This window comes from Thermococcus aciditolerans, assembly GCF_008152015.1.
Classification (GTDB): Archaea; Methanobacteriota_B; Thermococci; order Thermococcales; family Thermococcaceae; genus Thermococcus; species Thermococcus celericrescens.
In genome coordinates, this window is record NZ_CP041932.1 from 2130279 (window position 1) to 2147505 (window position 17227).

The following is a 17227-nucleotide window of genomic DNA, read 5'->3' on the forward strand; positions in this document are numbered from 1 at the left end:
CGTGAAGGCTGAGGGGTGAGAGCATGACGGTGGTAATCAACATGCGAGACGGAGTCGATGAGAGGGGCATAAAGATAGCCGCCAGGTTCATACTGGAGGGGAAGCTGGTCGCGTTCCCGACCGAGACCGTTTACGGCCTCGGTGCAGATGCCCTGAACGCCCGGGCCGTGAGGAGGATATTCGAGGCCAAGGGCAGGCCGGCGGACAACCCGCTCATCGTTCACATAGCGGACTTCAGCGATCTGGGGCGGCTCGCGAGGGACGTTCCCCGCGAAGCAAGGCTCCTCGCCGAGAGGTTCTGGCCGGGCCCCCTGACGATGGTCCTGCCAAGGAATGGGAACGTCCCGGACGTCACCACCGGCGGCCTCGACACCGTGGCCGTCAGAATGCCTGCGCACCCGATAGCCCTCGCGCTTATAAGGGCGAGCACTCCAGTGGCAGCACCCTCGGCGAACATAAGCGGAAAGCCGAGCCCCACCCTGGCGGAGCACGTCATAGACGACTTCTACGGGAGGATAGAGTGCATAATCGACGGCGGTGAGACCAAGATAGGTGTTGAATCAACGGTGATAGACCTCAGCTCGGAGAGGCCGACCCTGCTGAGGCCCGGCGGTCTTCCACTGGAAGAGATCGAGAAGGTCATCGGAGGGGTAGAGATACATCCGGCGGTCAGGGGCAAGCTCGTGGACGTCGCCCGCTCCCCCGGGATGAAGTACAAGCACTACTCGCCGAACGCCCAGGTTATAGTGGTCGAGGGAAAGAGGGAGAACGTGAGGCGTAAGATAACCGAGCTGGTGCACGAGTACCGCGCGGACGGCCTCACTGTTGGAGTGATGGCCACGGAGGAGTACGACGCGGACGAGTTCTTCCACCTGGGGAGTACCGAGGAGGAAGTGGCGAGGAACCTCTTCAGGGCGCTCAGGGAGCTGGATAAACGCGGTGTGGACGTCATAATCGCGGAGGGAATCGAGGAGAGGGGACTGGGATTCGCGGTGATGAACAGACTGAGAAAGGCAGCAGGGTACAGAATAGTCTGGGCATAGACAACGCTTAAATATCTGGAGGGTCAAGATTTAGGCAACCGTCAGGGACTTGAATCATATGGGGTGAGAAATTTGGTGGGTAGCATGGGGCTGGAAGGGCCAGAGGACCTCGAACAGCTCGCCATCAAAAAAATCAACGGCGGTCAGGTGAAAGAGGGGCTCAAACTTATGCTGCGGGCCGCGAAGGGTTATGAGGAGGCTGGAATGAGTGAGGACGCGGCCAGGCTGTACAAATACCTCGGTTACGTTCTTCTGGAGAGAACGAAGTCGGTTGAAAAGGCCCGGCCCTCTCTTCTGAAGAGCGCCTACCTATACCTCGACCTTATAGACGGTGAGATATCCAGACCCGAGGTTGACGTCGACCTTCTCGATGAGTACTGCTTCAGTGTCCTTGAGATATTCGCGACCCTGGACGATCGCAGGGGCCTGACAAGGTACGCTGAGGAGTTCGCCGGAATCTACGAGGACCTTGGGGCGTCCTATCAGGACAATGATGATATAGAGATGGCAATAAAGGCGTACGAGTCCGCCTACAGGTACTACAAGCTGGTGGACAACATCGAGGCGTACAAGAGGATAGCCGAGACAATGATAACCCTCTACGGCCAGGTCGCGGAAAGCAGGCTGGAAAGCGGGGATATCGAAAGGGCGGCGGAAGCGTTCTACCGCCTCGCGGCCTTTATACGAGCGCTGTTTGGCTACGACATCCATTTCATTGAGATGATGGACACCGCTGCAAAGAACTTTGAGAGGGCAAGCAAGATAGCCTACTCCGACGGTGACCTGGACGGCACCACCACCTGCCTCGTCAAGGCCCAGTACGCGTACATGCTGGCGAGGAACTTCAACAGGGCCAAGCTCATCGGCCTCAACGCCGCCAGAATACTGTACCAGGTGATAAGTGCCCACCGCTCAAAGGGCAACGATGAGATGGCGACGGAAAAGCTCGTGGAGCTGACCGAGGCTCTCATGGGGATAGGGAAGCTTGACGATGCCATGGGGACGTACAAGAGCGCCCTCGAGACGGGGAGCGGTATGGAGTTCAGGGTGCGGGTGAGGCTCGCCGCACTCAAGCAGTTCGCTGCTCTAAACAGCCGCGTGGATGTGCTGGAGGACATCGAGAACATAGAGTACTACACCGACAGGGGAAAACACACGAAAGCCCTGGAACTCGGAGAGAACGCCATGAAGAGGGAGGGACTCGTTGAGGTTCTGGAAAAAATCCATGAGGCCGAGGGAGTCTATCGCTCACTCTGAGAGAATTAAAAGAGATTAGGATGACTTGACCTCGACCCTCGGGAGGGGTACGTGGTACGGCAGGCGCATCTCCTTCGCGAGAAGCATCAGCATCGGGGAGACTTCTTTGGTTATGAAGTTGACGACCTCCGCGAAGGTTATGGGGTCTATCTTCTTCTCATCCTCCCAGAGGTTGAGTATCTCGTCCATCTTCTCCTTCCGCGGAGGAAGGTAGAGTATGACGCCATCGATCGCACCGTCGGCGATCTTGGGGTTGTACTCTATCTCGTATCTGAAGAGGATTTCTATGCCGTTCAGCTTACCGGTTGGGGTCCTGATCTCACCGAGGCGAATCTCCTCAATCTTCGGCGAGAGCCTGACCTCAATCTGGCCGGCTGGGACGGAAAAGGAAACCTTCTTCATTTCAACCTTGGTTATGTTGAACCCGAGCACTGGCATTTTCTTTCACCACCTCGAAGTCGATGGGTTTGTATAAAACGCTATCGGTAGGGCTTTAAACTTTCCCCCGAACTCCCTCAGATGCCGAGGGAAAAAGTCGTCAGGATATGGGATGAACGGGAAGTGGTCTATTCCCCAAAGAGATGGCGCTACCTCCAGGAGAAGAGGGAGAGAGCGCTAAAGATAATGGAGAGGCTTAGCCAGTTCGATCCCCTTCTCTACGGCAGCGTCGCCAGGGGGGACGTCAGGCAGGACAGCGACGTGGACATCTTCATACCCTACAGGGTGCCGAGCTACCTTATCGAACTCGCCCTTGAGGGGCTCGTGGGGCAGAGGAAGATAGTCATGGCAACTCCGTGGCACCTCATCAAGGGGGTCATCGAGATAGACGACGAAACAACCGTCACATTCCCGTTAATCGACCCCACCGACAGGGAGCTTGAGTTCTACCGGTGGGGCGGGGCGGTTGATTTGTGGGGCGTGAAAACGAAGGAGCGCGTCCCAGGCGTCAATAAGAAGCTGATACTCATAGTCCCCACCGAGAGGGGACACATCGAGAGGGAAGTCGCTGGGCGGGAGAGCGAGGTCGCCAGAATCCTCGGAGTTAGTGTGGACATCGTCACCGAGCGCGTCCACGTTCTGACGAGGAGGGACGCGATAGGAAGAACCGGGATCTACATCAACGAGGAAGTTCCCGACTGGATGAGCTTCGAGGAAGCGCTGAAGGTGATAGCCGACCGCGACCCGAACGTCAGGAGAAAGGTGCGGGAGCGGGGAGGGGTTTAGCAACCCTTATATTGTTCGGCGAGAAGATTGATACGGTGAGAACGTGGAGACCGTTAACGTGAGGGTCCCAAAGGAGTTTGAGAAAAAGGTTAGGGCCTACCTTCAGAAACTCGAGAAACGGAGGGAGATTTTAAAAAAGACCGCAGGGATACTAAAAACGGAGAAATCCGCGAGAGACCTCAAGGTGGAAATTTATGAGGAGCTTTATGGTTGATTCGACGGTTTTCGTTGAGCATTTAAAAGGGAATTCCAAGGCCACAGGCATCCTTGAGGCCCTTATCGAAGAGAGCGTGACAGGATATATAAACGAAACCGTTGTGTCCGAAGTTATTTTCATATACCTGAAGCTTAAAACCGGCAAAAGTTTCAGAACGCTGAAGAAAAAACCAGAATTGGTCAGGGCGGTTCAAAAAGAGCCAGTTTACGAACTTCTCTCACTCTTCAGATTCCTTGAAACAAATGAGTTCGTCTTCTCCCTGTCCAAAAAGCTGATTGGAAAATACGGCCTTCTTCCCAACGATGCTATCATCGGCGCAACGGCCATCTTCTACAACCTCGATGGGATAATAACCCTCGACGAAGACTTTGCCGAAATGGGCCAGAAAGAGAACCTTTTGATTGTGTCTTCAAAGGAGGAACTGTTGAACCTCTAATGGACAGCACACAGTACAACCCCTGTACTGTGTACGGTACAAGAACAGGGAGAAGGAAAAACGGAAGGCTCACTCCCCGCAGCACTTCTCTTTCATGTGAGCAGGCAGAATCTCCTTGAAGCCCGTGTACTTCCAGAGGGCCTTTGGGAGCTTCACGACGCCCTCCTCGGTCTGGAAGTTCTCGAGGATGGCAACGATTGCCCTCGAGGTGGCTATGGCCGTCGAGTTGAGCGTGTGGACGAACTTGGGCTTCTCGTGGGTCTTGTCGCGGTAGCGGATGTTCAGCCTTCTCGCCTGCCACTCGGTGCAGTTGCTCGCCGAAACAACCTCCCTGAACTTGCCCTGGCCCGCCATCCATGCCTCGATGTCGTACTTCTTGGCGGCGACATAGCCCAGATCGCCGGTGCAGATGTTCACGACCCTGTAGGGAATCTCAAGCTCCCGGAATATCTCCTCTGCGTTGGCTATGAGCTTCTCGTGCCACTCCCAGCTCTCCTCGGGCCTCGCGTAAACGAACTGCTCGACCTTGTGGAACTGGTGAACGCGGAAGATTCCCTTCGTGTCCTTGCCCGCCGTTCCAGCCTCCTTGCGGAAGCAGGGGCTCACGCCGGCGTAGAGGAGCGGCAGGTCTTTGCCCTCGATTATCTCGTTGGCGTGCATCCCGGCCAGCGGGTGCTCGGCGGTCGGGACGAGGTAAAGGTCCTCGCCCTCCACCTTGTAGATGACGTCCTCGAAGTCGCCGAAGCTCGTGACGCCCTCCTCAACAAAGCGGCGCACCATGTAGGGCGGTATGACGGGGACGAAGCCCTTCTCGATGAGCTTGTCGAGGGCAAAGCGGAGGAGTGCCAGGTCGAGGATGACCAGCTCGTTCATGAGATAGTAAAAGCGCGCACCGCTGACCTTCGCGGCCCTCTCAATGTCCGCGCCCTTTAGGAGCTCGAGCATGTCCACGTGAAGCCTCGGCCTCCAGTCGAGAACCTCGTACTCCATCTTTCCGAGGCTCCCCTCCTTAAAGCTCTCGAGGAAGCCCTCCCAGACGCGAGCCTTACCCCAGAATCTGATGGGGACGTTCTCGGTGTCGTCCTTGCCGACGGGAACGCTCTCGTGGGTGATGTTCGGGAGGCGCCAGAGGTAGTAGTCTATCCTCTTCCTCAGCTCCTCGACTTCTTTCTCGAGCTCCTCAATCTGCTTCACTATCTCGTTGCTCCTTGCCAGGAGGTCGTCTATCGGTTCGCCCGCCTTCTTGCGCTTGCCTATCTGAACCGCCAACTGGTTGCGCTCCTTCCTGAGGGCGTTTATCCTCTTCAGGTTATCGCGCCATCTGGCATCGAGCTCCAGAATCTCGTCTATCCACTTGAGCTTCTCTATCTCCCCGCGCTTTATGAGGTCGCCCCTGACGATATCGGGATTTTCACGGATGAGCTTTATGTCCAGCATAGTCTTCCACCTGGGGAAAGAAGGTGAAGGAGTTTAAAAAAGGTTTTGATGAGCCAGCCGGCGTCGTGTCAGCTCAGCCAAAGAACGTGACCTCAACCTCCTCGCCAGCCTCCAGTATCTCGACGTTCTCTGGAACCTCGATGAAGCCGTCGGCATCTACGAAGCTCGTGACCGCTCCGCTTCCCTTGAGTATAGGCACCGCCTTTTCGCCCTCTATCCTGACCGGGAGGAACTGACGCCTGCCTTTGACGGAGAAGACCTTGTGGGCGAGCTTCTTCCTAACCTTTCTGACTTCGCTCTCTCTTCTGAGGAGCCTCCTCAGGAGCGGTGCAACGAGCAGGGTGAAGTTGGTGAGACAGCTGGTCGGGTAGCCGGGCAGACCAAAGACTGGCTTTCCGTTGATCAGGCCGATTATCGTCGGCTTACCCGGCTGAATCGCTATGCCGTGAATCTTCACTTCGCCGAGCTCCTCGATTATCGAACTGGTCAGGTCCCTTATTCCACCGCTCGCACCGCCGCTGAGGAGTACGATGTCGCAGCACTCGATTCCCTTCTCGATGAGCGCCTTGAGGCTCTCGCGGTCGTCCCTGGCTATTCCCAGGAAAACGGCCTCGCCACCGAGCTCCCTAACCGCGTCCGCTATGGCGCGGCCGTTTATGTCGTATATCTGACCGTACCTCAGCTCAGTCCCTGGGAGAACCACTTCGTTTCCTGTGCTTATCACGGCAACCCTGGGCTTCCTGAAGACTTTGACTTCCGAGAAGCCGACCGCCGAGAGAAGTGCGGTGTCCTTGAAGGTCAGCCGGGTTCCACGTTTGAGAAGGACCTTCCCCTTCGGGATGTCGGCTCCGGCCTTCATGACGCCGAGGCCGGGGTAGGCCGGCTTGTAGATAATGACCTCTTCCCCTTCCCTGTCCACGTCCTCGAACTGTACCACCGCATCGGCATTCCTGGGCAGGGGTGCGCCCGTGGAGATGTAAACGCTCTCACCGGGCTTGAGCTCCACCGTCGGAGTGTCTCCTGCGTTTATCTCCCCAACGACCTTCAGCCTCACCGGCTCGCTCTCGCCCGCCATGAAGGTGTCTTCCGCGCGAACTGCATAACCGTCGACGGTGGCCCTGTCGAAGGGAGGGACGTCCACGGGGGAGGCCACATCCTCCGCCAGAACCCCGCCCAGGGCTTCGCTCAGGGGGACGCTTTCGATTTTTGGCTCCAGCGGGAATGAGTTTATGACCTCGAGGGCCTTTTCCAGGGGGATGACCTTCAGGAACGCCATTCTATCACCTGGAGAAAAGAGAGCACCGTTCTATAAATGGGTTGCGTAAAAGAAAACGTTTAACTCACCATTCCTCATCCTCTTCCCAGTCTTCCTCCTCCCACTCTTCCTCCCAGTCCTCAAGCTCGTCCTCCTCCAGCTCCCACTCCTCCTCTTCCTCGAAAAGCTCTTCCCCTTCGAACTCCTCGACCTTCTTCTTTTTCTTAGGAGGCTGCATCCCGATCCCCGTTTCTATCTCCCGATAATGGCTTATAAACTTTTTTCTACCAATTTAAAGCATTTCGTGGCCAAATTCTGTGATTCGGCCGGTTAGAAAGGTTTTTAATTGATGAGGCCAAGTAGAAATCATGAGAGTAGCCATCGTAACGAGCGACGCCCGCGTTTACTACACCGCCACCAAAGTGTTGAAGGAGTACGGCATACCCTTCCACAGCCTTCAGGTGGGTGAGGAGATACCCTTCGACGTTGAGGTGGTCCTGACGGGTGAACGGGACTACGGGAGGGTCAGGTTTCCTGTAAAAGTCGTTGTTAGGGACGAGAACTTCATAGACGAACTCCTGGCGAAGCTCGAAGGCAGGGAGAGGTTTAAGAGGATTTACATCGCCATAGACCCTGGGGAAAGGCCGGGACTGAGCGTCGTCGCAGATAACCGTGTGCTCGAGGTTCACCACCTGAAGAGCCCGCGCGACGTTGGAATAATCCTCGACCTGCTGGATAAGTACCCCGGTGCTAAAATCAAAATCGGCCACGGCGCCAAGAGGCAGAGGGTGCTCATGCTCAAGGCCCTCGCGGACGTGCTCGGCTACGATTATCCCCTCATCGTCGTGAATGAGTCGAGGACCACCCCCAAGGTGGGCGGCATAGAGGTGTCCCAGGTGCAGGACATCGTGGCGGCCATAAACATAGGCCTGCGCGAGGGGAAGGAAGTTCCCATAGGCGAGCTGCTCGACGTTAAGGAGCCGACAAAGCGCGAGATAGAGGATATAAAGAGGCGGAGCCGCGAGCTGAGCGGGAACATCACGATATCCTCCAGACTGGCTCGTGAAGTTGCGCTGGGCAACTTGACGCTGGATGAGGCGATAGACAGGCAGAAGAGGAGGAGGCGGTCAAGATGATCTTCGGTAAGGATGAGGAGAGGTACGAGAAGATTAAGCTCCGCGTTGCAGAGGCCCTGAAGAGGGATGTTGGCAGAGGAATAGTCCGGTTCGATAGGAAGTTCCAGAAGCAGCTTGGAGTGGAGCCGGGTGACATCGTGGAGCTGATAGGTGACCGCACAACCGCCGCGATAGTGGCCAACCCCCACCCGGACGACAGGGGACTCGACATCATCAGAATGGACGGCTACATCAGGAGGAACGCCGGGGTCAGCATAGGCGACTACGTGACGGTAGCGAAGGCCGAGGTGCAGGAGGCAAAGAAGGTCACCCTCGCCCCGGCCCAGAAGGGCGTTTTCATCCAGATACCCGGCGATATGGTGAAGCAGAACCTCCTGGGAAGGCCCGTGGTGAAGGGAGACCTGGTGGTCGCCAGCAGCAGGGGGGAGACCTACTACGGCGGCTCGCCCTTTGACGAGCTGCTCAGGGGGCTCTTCGAGACAATGCCTCTCGGGTTCGGGGAGCTGAAGTTCGTGGTGGTCAGCACCAACCCCAAGGGCGTCGTCCAGATAACTTACAACACCGAGGTTGAGGTCCTCCCGCAGGCGGTTGAGGTGCGCGAGGAGGCCATCCCAGAGGTCACCTACGAGGACATCGGCGGCCTGAACGACGCCATCCAAAAGATACGCGAGATGGTGGAGCTTCCGCTCAAGCACCCGGAGCTCTTTGAGCGCCTTGGAATTGAACCGCCGAAGGGTGTTCTGCTCTACGGCCCGCCTGGAACAGGTAAGACTCTCCTGGCCAAGGCCGTTGCCAACGAGGCCAACGCGCACTTCATAGCCATCAACGGCCCCGAGGTCATGAGCAAATTCTACGGTGAGAGCGAGGAGCGTTTGAGGGAGATATTCAAGGAGGCCGAAGAGAACGCCCCCAGCATCATATTCATCGATGAGATTGACGCGATAGCTCCCAAGAGAGAGGAGGTCGTTGGGGAGGTTGAAAAACGCGTTGTCAGCCAGCTGCTTACTCTGATGGACGGCCTGAAGGGACGCGGGAAGGTCATAGTCATAGCAGCTACCAACAGGCCGGATGCCCTGGATCCAGCCCTCAGAAGGCCCGGACGCTTCGACAGGGAGATAGAGGTGGGGGTTCCCGACAAGAAGGGCAGGAAGGAGATACTCCAGATACACACGAGGGGAATGCCCCTCGAGCCAGATTACGACAGGGAGACCGTCCTCAGGGTCCTGAAGGAGCTCCTCAAAAAGAAAGCCTTTGACGAGGAGGTTCTTAAAAAGCTGGTGGAGCGCGTTGAGGGGGCCAGGAGCAGCGACGAGGTGAAGGAGATTCTGAAGAGCGCGAGCGAGGTTTACCCTGAGGTCAGAACCAGGCTCATCGACAGGATGCTCGAGAGAATCGCGGAGAAGACGCACGGCTTCGTCGGCGCCGACCTCGCCGCCCTCGCCAGGGAGGCCGCAATGGTCGTCCTCAGGAGGCTCATAAACGAGGGCAAGATAAGTCCCGAGCACGAGAAGATACCCCCAGAGGTTCTCCAGGAACTCCGTGTGAGGAAGGCGGACTTCTACGAGGCCCTCAAGATGGTGGACCCAAGCGCGCTCAGGGAAGTGCTAATCGAGATGCCAAACGTCCGCTGGGAGGATATAGGCGGCCTCGAGGAGGTAAAGCAGGAGCTCAAAGAGGCGGTCGAGTGGCCGATGAAATATCCCAAGGCGTTCCAGAGGCTCGGCATTGAACCGCCGAGGGGTGTGCTCCTCTACGGCCCGCCCGGAACAGGTAAGACGCTCCTAGCTAAGGCCGTGGCGACGGAGAGCGAGGCCAACTTCATCGGCATCCGCGGTCCGGAGGTTCTCAGCAAGTGGGTGGGCGAGAGCGAGAAGCGCGTGAGGGAGATATTCAGGAAGGCCAGGCAGGCGGCTCCGACGGTGATATTCATAGACGAGATTGACGCGATAGCCCCCGCCAGGGGCATGGAGGGCGACCGCGTTACGGACAGGCTCATCAACCAGCTCCTCACCGAGATGGACGGCATAGAGCGCAACAGCGGCGTGGTTGTTATAGCCGCAACGAACAGGCCGGACATCCTCGACCCAGCTCTGCTGAGACCCGGCAGGTTCGACAGGCTCATACTCGTTCCAGCGCCGGACGAGAAAGCTAGGCTGGAGATACTCAGGGTCCACACGAAGCGCGTACCCCTGGCAGGGGACGTCAACCTCAGGGAGCTCGCAAAGAAGACCGAGGGATACAGCGGTGCGGACATAGAGGCCCTCGTGAGAGAAGCGGCCCTGCTGGCGATGCGCAGGATAATGAGGGAGATGCCGGCGGAGGTCGTCGAGGAGGAGAGCGAGGAGTTCCTTGAGAGGCTCAGGGTTTCCAGGAAGGACTTCGAGGCGGCCCTCAAGAAGGTACGCCCGAGCATAACGCCCTACATGGTCGAGTACTACCAGAACTTCGACGAGAACAGGAAGAAGAGGACTGGAAAGAAAACGGAGGGACCCGACTACTACACCTTCTGATTTCCCTCCTTTTTTTGGAAAAGGTTTTATACGTTGGTGCCCAAGAACTTACACGATTAAACCGAGGGGTGGCGAAAATGGTCAAGATAATGGCTTCCAAGCTTAGGGACGTGGAACTGATAACCGACACCGGTGTAAGGCTCGGCTGGGTCTACGACCTCAGCTTTGACGAGGAGACCGGGGACATACTCGTGATAGTGGCCGAGCCGGATGAGGACCTCGACACCAGCGAATTCGTCACGGATCACGAGGGTCTGCTCCTCATTCCCGTCAGCGCCGTTAAGAGCATCGGCGAGGTCATAATCATCGACTCGAGCAAACTCGCCGTCAAATCCAAGCTCAGGAGGCCGCCTTCCTCCGTGAAGGTCTCAGGGGGATCCTCTGGCCTCGGACGGTGATTCCCTCCTTTTCAATACCCATCGTACAGCCTCTCCGCCAGGAAGCGGGGCAGGCCGGCATCAAGTATCTTTCTCGCCGCTTCCTGAACGTCGTACTCCACCCTGCGGAACTCAACGTTATCTGGCGGCTTCTCGTCGGTATCTATCAGCGCATATGCCGCCCTCCAGTCTCCGTCCCTGGGCTGGCCGACGCCGCCGGGGTTGATGATTCTCCTGCCCCCCAGCACCTTCAGCATGGGCACGTGGGTGTGGCCGACCAGGAGGTCATCCTGACGGACGTAGCTCAGAACCGCTTTGAATTCCTCATCCTGGAGCCATGGAAAGAGGTACTCGTCCAGCGGGGCCCTCGGGGAGCCGTGGATGAGGAGGTAACTCCGCCCAGCGTCGTCCGTAAAGAGCTGCCTCACGGGGAGTCTTCTGAGAAATTCGAAGTTTTCCACGGTCATGATTCTCTGATGCCAGCGAACCGCCTGCCGCGCGTAGGGGTTGAAGCCCCACTCTGCCCCGAAGGCTATAGCGTTGTCGTGGTTGCCGCGGACGCAGAGAAAGGTTCTTTTCTCCATCCGCTCCCTCACGAACTCAACGACCTCGTTTGGCGAAGCCCCGTAGCCGACCAGGTCGCCCATGCAGAGAACGGCGTCGGCACGCCTTACCTCCCGCCAGACAGCCTTCAGGGCCTCCAGGTTGGAGTGGATGTCTGAGATGAGGGCGATGAGCATGGGACCACCTGAAACCAATGGAATGAAAAGTTGAAAAGGTTTAGCCCTTCCAGAGAACGCCCGCGAGGATCAAGAGAAGACCGATGAAGAGAAAGAGCGGCCCCTCGGGCCCGATGCTGTGTGTTACCGTGCATTCCCCGGTTTCGTTTTCAAAGGGATAGCGGGCATAGCGGAGCATCGAGGAGAATCTGAAGCCCCTCTCCACCCGCACCGGCTCATCCCTTCCCGTGGGGATGCCGTAGGTGTAGCCCACCTTTCTTCCGTCGATTTCCACGTAGCCATCCAGCCACAGCTTCGAGGGCTCTTCCGGGGAGTACACGAGCTTCAGAAGCCGCGGAGTGCCGAGGAGAGTCTTATTGATGGAAGTCACCCTCAGGGACTCATCGGTCAGGATGATCTCGGACGTTCCGTTCGGGGATATCCTAATGACTCCCCTCGGGTCGTGTATCTCCATGTGGGGGCCGGACCAGAGGGGTACTCAAAGGTCTGGACGTACTCAAAACCCCCAGGAACCGGTTTGAACTCGGGCGTGTCCAGAACCACGGTGGTGAGTGGGTTCTGCCAGTGAACCTCGACCGTCACGTTTCCGAGGCCATTCACCCGAAAGCGCCTGAATGGCAGGGGCGGATCGGCCGGAACGTAGAGCTCGCCTTCTTTCCGGTAATATACGGTGCGTCCCGTTTCAAGATCCGTAACGGTGACTCCGGACGAATCCATGGACGCCCCAAACGCCAGAATGTAACCGTTCACCTCGCCCCCGTTGGACACGTTCATGACCCCGACTTCGACGTTGGGGATAGGAAGCAACGTGGCGCAGGTGCATGCGGGGCGGGAGCCGTAATCCCTCGCGATGAACAGGCCTCCGATGATAACCAGAACAACACCCAGTATCAACATGGGACGTTTCATGGTACCCGCCGTTCCAGAATTGGACAAAGTTCCCAAAAACTTTTCGGCGTAAAATTTGAACAGAGGAGAAGAAGGAAATCACTCCTTCCTCTGCCTGGCCTTCCAGTTGCTCCACTTGTAGAGGGCCGCGAGGGACTTGATGGCCCTCTCCGGCTCCGGATAGGCCGGAATGCCCTCCTCGTTGAGCATGTCGATGGCTTCCTTGGCCTCTATGCCGCCGACGATTGCAACGACGAGGGGCTTCTTCCTGCCGCTCTCGTTGTACTCGCGGATGACGATCTTAGCCAGGTCGCGCGGGTCAAGCACGGCAGTCTGGCAGTAGAGCACAGCCACGGCGTGCATGTTCGGGTTCGCAAGGGCGTCCCTGACCGCGCCCTCGTAGCTCTCCGCGCCGGCCATACCGGTGAGGTCAACCGGGTTCTTGTAGCTTCCGAAGGGCGGCATGTGGTTGGCAAAGACCTTGAGCTCCTCGAGGTCGTCGTAGAGGTGCAGTCCCTCCTCCTCGGCGGCATCGGTGGCCATAACTCCTATTCCACCACCGTTGGTGAGGATGACGACGTTCTCCCCCTCCGGCTCCGGGAGGTTGCTCAGAGTCCTGGCCCAGTCAAAGGCCTCTCCGATGGTGAGCGCCCTGAGAACGCCGCTCTGCTTGAAGGCGGCGGTGTAGATGCTGTCAGCGCCGGCGAGCGAACCGGTGTGGGAAGCAGCTGCTTTGGCACCGCGCTCGCTCCTTCCGGCCTTGATGATAATAATCGGTTTCTCCATGCTGACCTCCCTGGCAACTTCCATGAAGCGCCTTCCGTCCTTGACGCCCTCCATGTAGATGAGGATGGCCTTGGTGTTGTCGTCCTCCTTGAAGAACTCGAGAAGGTCGGCGTCATCTATGTCGCTCTTGTTTCCGACGCTGACGACGGCCGAGAGGCCGACCTTCTCGAGGATGGTCCAGCCCATGAGGGCTATTCCCAGCGCACCGCTCTGGCTGATGAGGGCCAGGTTGCCCGGCATGACGTCGGTCGGGCCGAAGGTGGCGTTGAGCTTGTCCGGGGTGTAGACGACGCCGAAGATGTTCGGGCCGAGGATCCTCATGCCGTACTTGTGGGCGGTCTCGACTATCTGCCTCTCGACCTTCTTGCCCTCCTCACCGAGCTCGCCGAAGCCCGAGCTGATGATCGGGAGAACCTTAACACCCTTCTGGCCGCACTCCTCAACGACCTGCGGGACGAACTTGGCCGGGACGATTATGACGGCCATGTCAACCTCGTCCGGAACGTCGAGGATGCTCTTGTACGACTGGAACTTCTTCCCGTTTATCTCTATCTCAACACCCTTAACGTTGACCGGGTATATCTTGCCCTCGTAGCCGTACTCAACGAGGTTCTTCATAACAGCGTAGCCAATCTTGCCCGGCTTCTCCGAAGCGCCGATAACGGCGATGCTCTTCGGTCTGAAAAGTGCCTCAAGGTTCCTGTCCATCTCAATCACCTCACTCCGATGAGAGTCACATTTTCCCGTCCGTAAAAGCGGTTATAACTTTTCTCCTCTCTTTTTGACGATAGGAAACTCGACGGACGTTAAAGAACCAGAGGTTGGACACCGTTGATTCAGAACCCACGGGAACCTCGAAATACTTATTAGGTTCCTCGTCCAAATATATGGCCCAGGTGCTGACCTCCTCCCCGCCCTGAAGGGTTCAACCCCTCGCCAATGACGGGGAGGTTTGAGGGGCTTCATTGAAGCCCAATTCAAAACGGGCTTTCAGCCCCTCGGGGAGGGCCTTCTCCCCGTTACCCCTCCCCTGGGCATACAAACCACCCAAGTTCGGGGTTATGGTTTCTACTGCTTTTTTCAAAATGTTAAACGCTCCAACAAGGTCCGCATTAAACACAAGCCCCGTTGCGGGACACTTAAACAATCCTCTAACAAACCTCGCCCCTTCATGAGGCTTCCCGCAGACAGGGCAGGTCTTGGAAGTGAAAGCCTCACCAACAACCAAAACCTTAATACCATACTCCTCGGCAACCTCGGTTAAACGTTTGATAACGTGATTGAACCGCCAGACGTGGGAGAGGATGAAGTTTTGTTTCTTCCCCTTATCAGAATTCCTCGCTATCCCCTTCGGATAACCTACAACAATCCTCGAAACGCCGAGTTCGTAGAGCCTCTTAACCGTTTGTCTGACTGCGGAGTTAATGTAGTTCTTCGCCTGAAGTTTGGCCTTATCGTGCATTCTCCTGAGTTTTTTACTCGTTTTCGCTCCGCTCTTGTTGAGTTTGGATTGGTAATCGGCAATCTTCTTCCGCCAGTAGAAGTCAATGCTCTTGAGTGGCCTCCCGTTCACGAGGAAGCTTTCTCCGTTCTCGGGGTAGACGGCCATCAAGTTGTTCACTCCCAAATCAATTCCCGCTGAGAGGTTCCCTTTCGGTTGTCTTGGAACGTTTACCCACTCTTCACTCTCAAGTTTTTTCTCAACTGTGAAGCTGATGTAAGCGTACCACTTCCGCTTTACGGGGTTGTATTGGATTTCTAACCTCCCTTGCTTGCCCTTCAGGTGTATTCTACCCTTGAATTGAACTTCCAAGCGTTTGAACTTGCCAAGGCCCTTGAGGATGAGTTTGTTCCCTTCGATTTTGTACTGGTCGTTGCGGAGGATGATTATTGGTTTCCTCTTCCCGTCTTCTTTGAGGTAGTTTGGTGGTTTTGGTTTAAGCCAGTCGGGGAGTTCTCCGTTCCGCTTTTTTCGAAGGAGGGAAAAGAAACTCCGCCAGGCTTCCGCGTTTTTTCTGGCTATTTGTTGGACTGTGGCGGAGCCTATTCCCCTTTTGAATTCATCATAAACGGTTTTCTCGGTTTTATTGAAGTCCACGATTTGCTCTTGGAAGTATTGTTGTCGTCTTAGATAATTCACTCGGTTCCAGGCTTTGGCTCCAGCGTCGGCTAACTCGTGGAGGATTTTCTCGTGCTCTTTTGAGGGGTGGAGTTTTAGTGTTACCGTTCGCTTCATTTCAAAGTATGGTATTGTTCTTAGGCTTTAAAAGAGTGTCGCTTTCTGTTCAGAGGTGGTTGGGTTGTTTACTGCATCTCCGTCCTAAAGAGCGAGACTTTCGAGAGAAAAAAGTAACGTGCGGACTTTTGGAAACAGGATAGAGCGCAGAGCCCTCCGCCTGTTGAGCGTTCTCTTCGACTTCGTCGTGATAGCCCTGGGCACCCTGACCATGCTCTACGTCGTCAGAATGATATGGGATCTCGCGGTAAATTCGCTCATCAATTTTGCTCCGGAGGAGGCTCTCCAGGGCATAGTTCTCATCCTGATATTCCTAGAAATCTTCGAGATAATCGTCATGTACATCATCTACCACCACGTCCCGATGAAGAACGTCGTGGAGATAGGCGTGCTGGCGCTCGTGAAGGAACTCCTCATAACACTCGACCTCACGGAACTCGGCTGGCAGGTGCTCCTTGGAATGGCAGCTCTTATAGCCGCGATGGGCTGGGTGTACACGCGGGAAAGGCAGCGGGAGGACAGCTACAACCGGTTCCTCATCGAACAAGGCATTACTGAGAAGGACGTTGACGACCTCACAAAGACCCTGGGTGAGGCCGGGGAATAGACAAACCCTAAATAGGCCCATGACTTTCTTTCTCCAAGGGGTGATTGTATGGGCGTACAGATAGGCGAGCTCGTTCCGAGGAAGGAGATAGAGCTGGAGAACCTCTACGGGAGAAAGGTGGCCATAGACGCGTTCAACGCCATATACCAGTTCCTATCGACCATAAGACAGCGCGATGGAACGCCGCTCATGGACTCCCGCGGAAGGATAACCTCCCACCTCAGCGGCCTCTTCTACCGGAACATCAACCTCATGGAGGCAGGAATAAAGCCCGCGTACGTGTTCGACGGAAAACCGCCGGAGTTCAAGAAGAAGGAGATAGAGAAACGCCGCGAGGCTAGAGAAGAGGCCGAGGAGAAGTGGTACGAGGCCCTGGAGCGCGGCGACCTTGAGGAGGCCAAGAAGTACGCGATGCGTGCAACCAGGGTAAACGAAGGGCTCATAAACGACGCCAAGAGGCTCCTTGAACTGATGGGGATCCCCGTGATCCAGGCGCCGAGCGAGGGTGAGGCCCAGGCGGCATACATGGCCGCCAGAAAGAAGGTCTACGCCTCGGCCAGTCAGGACTACGATTCGCTCCTCTTCGGTGCGCCCAGGCTGGTGAGGAACGTCACGATAACCGGCCGGAGAAAGCTCCCAGGGAAGAACGTCTACGTTGAGGTCAGGCCGGAGCTGATAGTTCTGGAGGAGGTTCTCAAGGAGCTCGGCATAGACAGGGAGAAGCTCATAGAGATGGCCATACTGGTGGGCACGGACTACAACCCTGGCGGGATAAAGGGCATCGGGCCTAAGAAGGCCCTCACGATAGTCAAGCTCAGCAAAGACCCGCTGAAGAAGTACAACAAGGACAGTGAGGTTGACCTCTACGCGATAAAGGAGTTCTTCCTGAACCCGCCGGCCACGGACGAATACGAGCTCAAGTGGCGCGAACCGGACGAAGAGGGAATCCTCAAGTTCCTCTGCGACGAGCACGACTTCAGCGAGGAGAGGGTGAAGAACGGGCTTGAGAGGCTGAAAAAGGCGGTAAAGGCGGGAAAGCAGGCGACACTGGAAAGCTGGTTCGGGAAGCGCTGACCCT

The 17227-nt window shown here is 56.6% G+C and carries 19 protein-coding genes; 10 read left to right on the top strand and 9 right to left on the bottom strand.

Annotation, left to right across the window (positions count from 1 at the left end):
* Positions 1 to 23: 23 nt before the first annotated feature.
* Positions 24 to 1043 carry an L-threonylcarbamoyladenylate synthase gene (locus FPV09_RS11685; protein WP_148883523.1) on the top strand — a complete coding sequence of 340 codons (1020 nt, stop codon included), beginning with the start codon at positions 24 to 26 and terminating at the stop codon, positions 1041 to 1043.
* Positions 1044 to 1127: 84 nt separating this feature from the next.
* Positions 1128 to 2300, top strand: a complete 1173-nt coding sequence (locus FPV09_RS11690; RefSeq protein WP_148883524.1) for a hypothetical protein — start codon at positions 1128 to 1130, stop codon at positions 2298 to 2300.
* 15 nt (positions 2301 to 2315) lie between these two features.
* Here the strand turns inward: FPV09_RS11690 and FPV09_RS11695 are convergent, their stop codons facing one another.
* On the bottom strand, positions 2316 to 2738 hold the full coding sequence (locus FPV09_RS11695) for a hypothetical protein (protein WP_058938562.1): 423 nt from the start codon (positions 2736 to 2738) through the stop codon (positions 2316 to 2318).
* A gap of 81 nt (positions 2739 to 2819) precedes the next feature.
* Between FPV09_RS11695 and FPV09_RS11700 the strand changes: the two genes are divergently transcribed.
* From FPV09_RS11700 to FPV09_RS11705, 3 genes are read left to right on the top strand one after another with little or no spacing between them, the layout of a single operon-like run.
* Entirely contained in the window at positions 2820 to 3524 is a 705-nt protein-coding gene (locus FPV09_RS11700; protein ID WP_148883525.1) for a nucleotidyltransferase domain-containing protein, read from the top strand.
* A 43-nt stretch (positions 3525 to 3567) separates the two neighbouring features.
* Entirely contained in the window at positions 3568 to 3738 is a 171-nt protein-coding gene (locus FPV09_RS12055; protein WP_168194770.1) for a hypothetical protein, read from the top strand.
* Positions 3731 to 4177 carry a type II toxin-antitoxin system VapC family toxin gene (locus FPV09_RS11705; RefSeq protein WP_246112273.1) on the top strand — a complete coding sequence of 149 codons (447 nt, stop codon included), beginning with the start codon at positions 3731 to 3733 and terminating at the stop codon, positions 4175 to 4177. The genes FPV09_RS12055 and FPV09_RS11705 overlap by 8 nt, the downstream gene beginning before the upstream one ends.
* Positions 4178 to 4246: 69 nt before the next feature.
* On the opposite strand, the gene serS is transcribed toward FPV09_RS11705, so the two are convergent.
* The 3 genes from serS to FPV09_RS12060 all read right to left on the bottom strand — a co-directional run bounded on the left by serS (position 4247) and on the right by FPV09_RS12060 (position 7107).
* Positions 4247 to 5614: a serine--tRNA ligase gene (gene serS, locus FPV09_RS11710; protein ID WP_148883527.1), complete on the bottom strand. Its 1368-nt coding sequence runs from the start codon at positions 5612 to 5614 to the stop codon at positions 4247 to 4249.
* Positions 5615 to 5687: 73 nt separating this feature from the next.
* Positions 5688 to 6890 (bottom strand): molybdenum cofactor synthesis domain-containing protein, encoded by a 1203-nt coding sequence (locus FPV09_RS11715; protein ID WP_148883528.1) that lies wholly within the window; start codon positions 6888 to 6890, stop codon positions 5688 to 5690.
* A gap of 64 nt (positions 6891 to 6954) precedes the next feature.
* On the bottom strand, positions 6955 to 7107 hold the full coding sequence (locus FPV09_RS12060) for a hypothetical protein (RefSeq protein ID WP_168194771.1): 153 nt from the start codon (positions 7105 to 7107) through the stop codon (positions 6955 to 6957).
* Between the two features lie 130 nt (positions 7108 to 7237).
* Here FPV09_RS12060 and FPV09_RS11720 point away from each other — a divergent pair, with 130 nt between their 5' ends.
* From FPV09_RS11720 to FPV09_RS11730, 3 genes are all read left to right on the top strand, one after another.
* Complete coding sequence (locus FPV09_RS11720; RefSeq protein ID WP_148883529.1) at positions 7238 to 8005, top strand: hypothetical protein; 768 nt, start codon at positions 7238 to 7240, stop codon at positions 8003 to 8005.
* On the top strand, positions 8002 to 10515 hold the full coding sequence (locus tag FPV09_RS11725; protein ID WP_148883530.1) for a CDC48 family AAA ATPase: 2514 nt from the start codon (positions 8002 to 8004) through the stop codon (positions 10513 to 10515). Before FPV09_RS11720 ends, FPV09_RS11725 begins: the two co-directional genes overlap by 4 nt.
* Before the next feature lie 77 nt (positions 10516 to 10592).
* Positions 10593 to 10913 carry a PRC-barrel domain-containing protein gene (locus tag FPV09_RS11730; RefSeq protein ID WP_148883531.1) on the top strand — a complete coding sequence of 107 codons (321 nt, stop codon included), beginning with the start codon at positions 10593 to 10595 and terminating at the stop codon, positions 10911 to 10913.
* A gap of 11 nt (positions 10914 to 10924) precedes the next feature.
* Here the strand turns inward: FPV09_RS11730 and FPV09_RS11735 are convergent, their stop codons facing one another.
* The 5 genes from FPV09_RS11735 to FPV09_RS11755 form a co-directional block, all read right to left on the bottom strand.
* Positions 10925 to 11632 (bottom strand): metallophosphoesterase family protein, encoded by a 708-nt coding sequence (locus FPV09_RS11735; RefSeq protein WP_148883532.1) that lies wholly within the window; start codon positions 11630 to 11632, stop codon positions 10925 to 10927.
* 40 nt (positions 11633 to 11672) lie between these two features.
* A complete protein-coding gene (locus FPV09_RS11740) occupies positions 11673 to 12086 on the bottom strand; it encodes a hypothetical protein (protein ID WP_148883533.1) in 414 nt (137 codons plus the stop codon).
* On the bottom strand, positions 12020 to 12541 hold the full coding sequence (locus tag FPV09_RS11745) for a hypothetical protein (protein WP_148883534.1): 522 nt from the start codon (positions 12539 to 12541) through the stop codon (positions 12020 to 12022). Before FPV09_RS11745 ends, FPV09_RS11740 begins: the two co-directional genes overlap by 67 nt.
* Before the next feature lie 78 nt (positions 12542 to 12619).
* The gene (gene acs / locus FPV09_RS11750) at positions 12620 to 14014 is read right to left on the bottom strand and encodes an acetate--CoA ligase alpha subunit (protein WP_139681176.1); all 1395 of its coding nucleotides are present in this window, start codon (positions 14012 to 14014) and stop codon (positions 12620 to 12622) included.
* 217 nt (positions 14015 to 14231) lie between these two features.
* On the bottom strand, positions 14232 to 15542 hold the full coding sequence (locus FPV09_RS11755; protein ID WP_148883535.1) for an RNA-guided endonuclease InsQ/TnpB family protein: 1311 nt from the start codon (positions 15540 to 15542) through the stop codon (positions 14232 to 14234).
* 118 nt (positions 15543 to 15660) lie between these two features.
* Between FPV09_RS11755 and FPV09_RS11760 the strand changes: the two genes are divergently transcribed.
* Together FPV09_RS11760 and fen are read left to right on the top strand one after the other, a co-directional pair.
* Positions 15661 to 16149 (top strand): phosphate-starvation-inducible PsiE family protein, encoded by a 489-nt coding sequence (locus tag FPV09_RS11760; protein ID WP_148883536.1) that lies wholly within the window; start codon positions 15661 to 15663, stop codon positions 16147 to 16149.
* A gap of 48 nt (positions 16150 to 16197) precedes the next feature.
* Entirely contained in the window at positions 16198 to 17223 is a 1026-nt protein-coding gene (gene fen / locus FPV09_RS11765; protein WP_148883537.1) for a flap endonuclease-1, read from the top strand.
* Positions 17224 to 17227: the final 4 nt, after the last annotated feature.

Coding starts and splice junctions, on each gene's coding strand:
- FPV09_RS11745 (WP_148883534.1), bottom strand. CDS start 12,541: ATGAAACGTCCCATGTTGATACTGGGTGTTGTTCTGGTTATCATCGGA.
- FPV09_RS11705 (WP_246112273.1), top strand. CDS start 3,731: ATGGTTGATTCGACGGTTTTCGTTGAGCATTTAAAAGGGAATTCCAAG.
- fen (WP_148883537.1), top strand. CDS start 16,198: ATGGGCGTACAGATAGGCGAGCTCGTTCCGAGGAAGGAGATAGAGCTG.
- FPV09_RS11685 (WP_148883523.1), top strand. CDS start 24: ATGACGGTGGTAATCAACATGCGAGACGGAGTCGATGAGAGGGGCATA.
- FPV09_RS11720 (WP_148883529.1), top strand. CDS start 7,238: ATGAGAGTAGCCATCGTAACGAGCGACGCCCGCGTTTACTACACCGCC.
- FPV09_RS11730 (WP_148883531.1), top strand. CDS start 10,593: ATGGTCAAGATAATGGCTTCCAAGCTTAGGGACGTGGAACTGATAACC.
- FPV09_RS11715 (WP_148883528.1), bottom strand. CDS start 6,890: ATGGCGTTCCTGAAGGTCATCCCCCTGGAAAAGGCCCTCGAGGTCATA.
- FPV09_RS11725 (WP_148883530.1), top strand. CDS start 8,002: ATGATCTTCGGTAAGGATGAGGAGAGGTACGAGAAGATTAAGCTCCGC.
- serS (WP_148883527.1), bottom strand. CDS start 5,614: ATGCTGGACATAAAGCTCATCCGTGAAAATCCCGATATCGTCAGGGGC.
- FPV09_RS11735 (WP_148883532.1), bottom strand. CDS start 11,632: ATGCTCATCGCCCTCATCTCAGACATCCACTCCAACCTGGAGGCCCTG.
- FPV09_RS11690 (WP_148883524.1), top strand. CDS start 1,128: ATGGGGCTGGAAGGGCCAGAGGACCTCGAACAGCTCGCCATCAAAAAA.
- acs (WP_139681176.1), bottom strand. CDS start 14,014: ATGGACAGGAACCTTGAGGCACTTTTCAGACCGAAGAGCATCGCCGTT.
- FPV09_RS11695 (WP_058938562.1), bottom strand. CDS start 2,738: ATGCCAGTGCTCGGGTTCAACATAACCAAGGTTGAAATGAAGAAGGTT.
- FPV09_RS11740 (WP_148883533.1), bottom strand. CDS start 12,086: ATGGAGATACACGACCCGAGGGGAGTCATTAGGATATCCCCGAACGGA.
- FPV09_RS11700 (WP_148883525.1), top strand. CDS start 2,820: ATGCCGAGGGAAAAAGTCGTCAGGATATGGGATGAACGGGAAGTGGTC.
- FPV09_RS12060 (WP_168194771.1), bottom strand. CDS start 7,107: ATGCAGCCTCCTAAGAAAAAGAAGAAGGTCGAGGAGTTCGAAGGGGAA.
- FPV09_RS11755 (WP_148883535.1), bottom strand. CDS start 15,542: ATGAAGCGAACGGTAACACTAAAACTCCACCCCTCAAAAGAGCACGAG.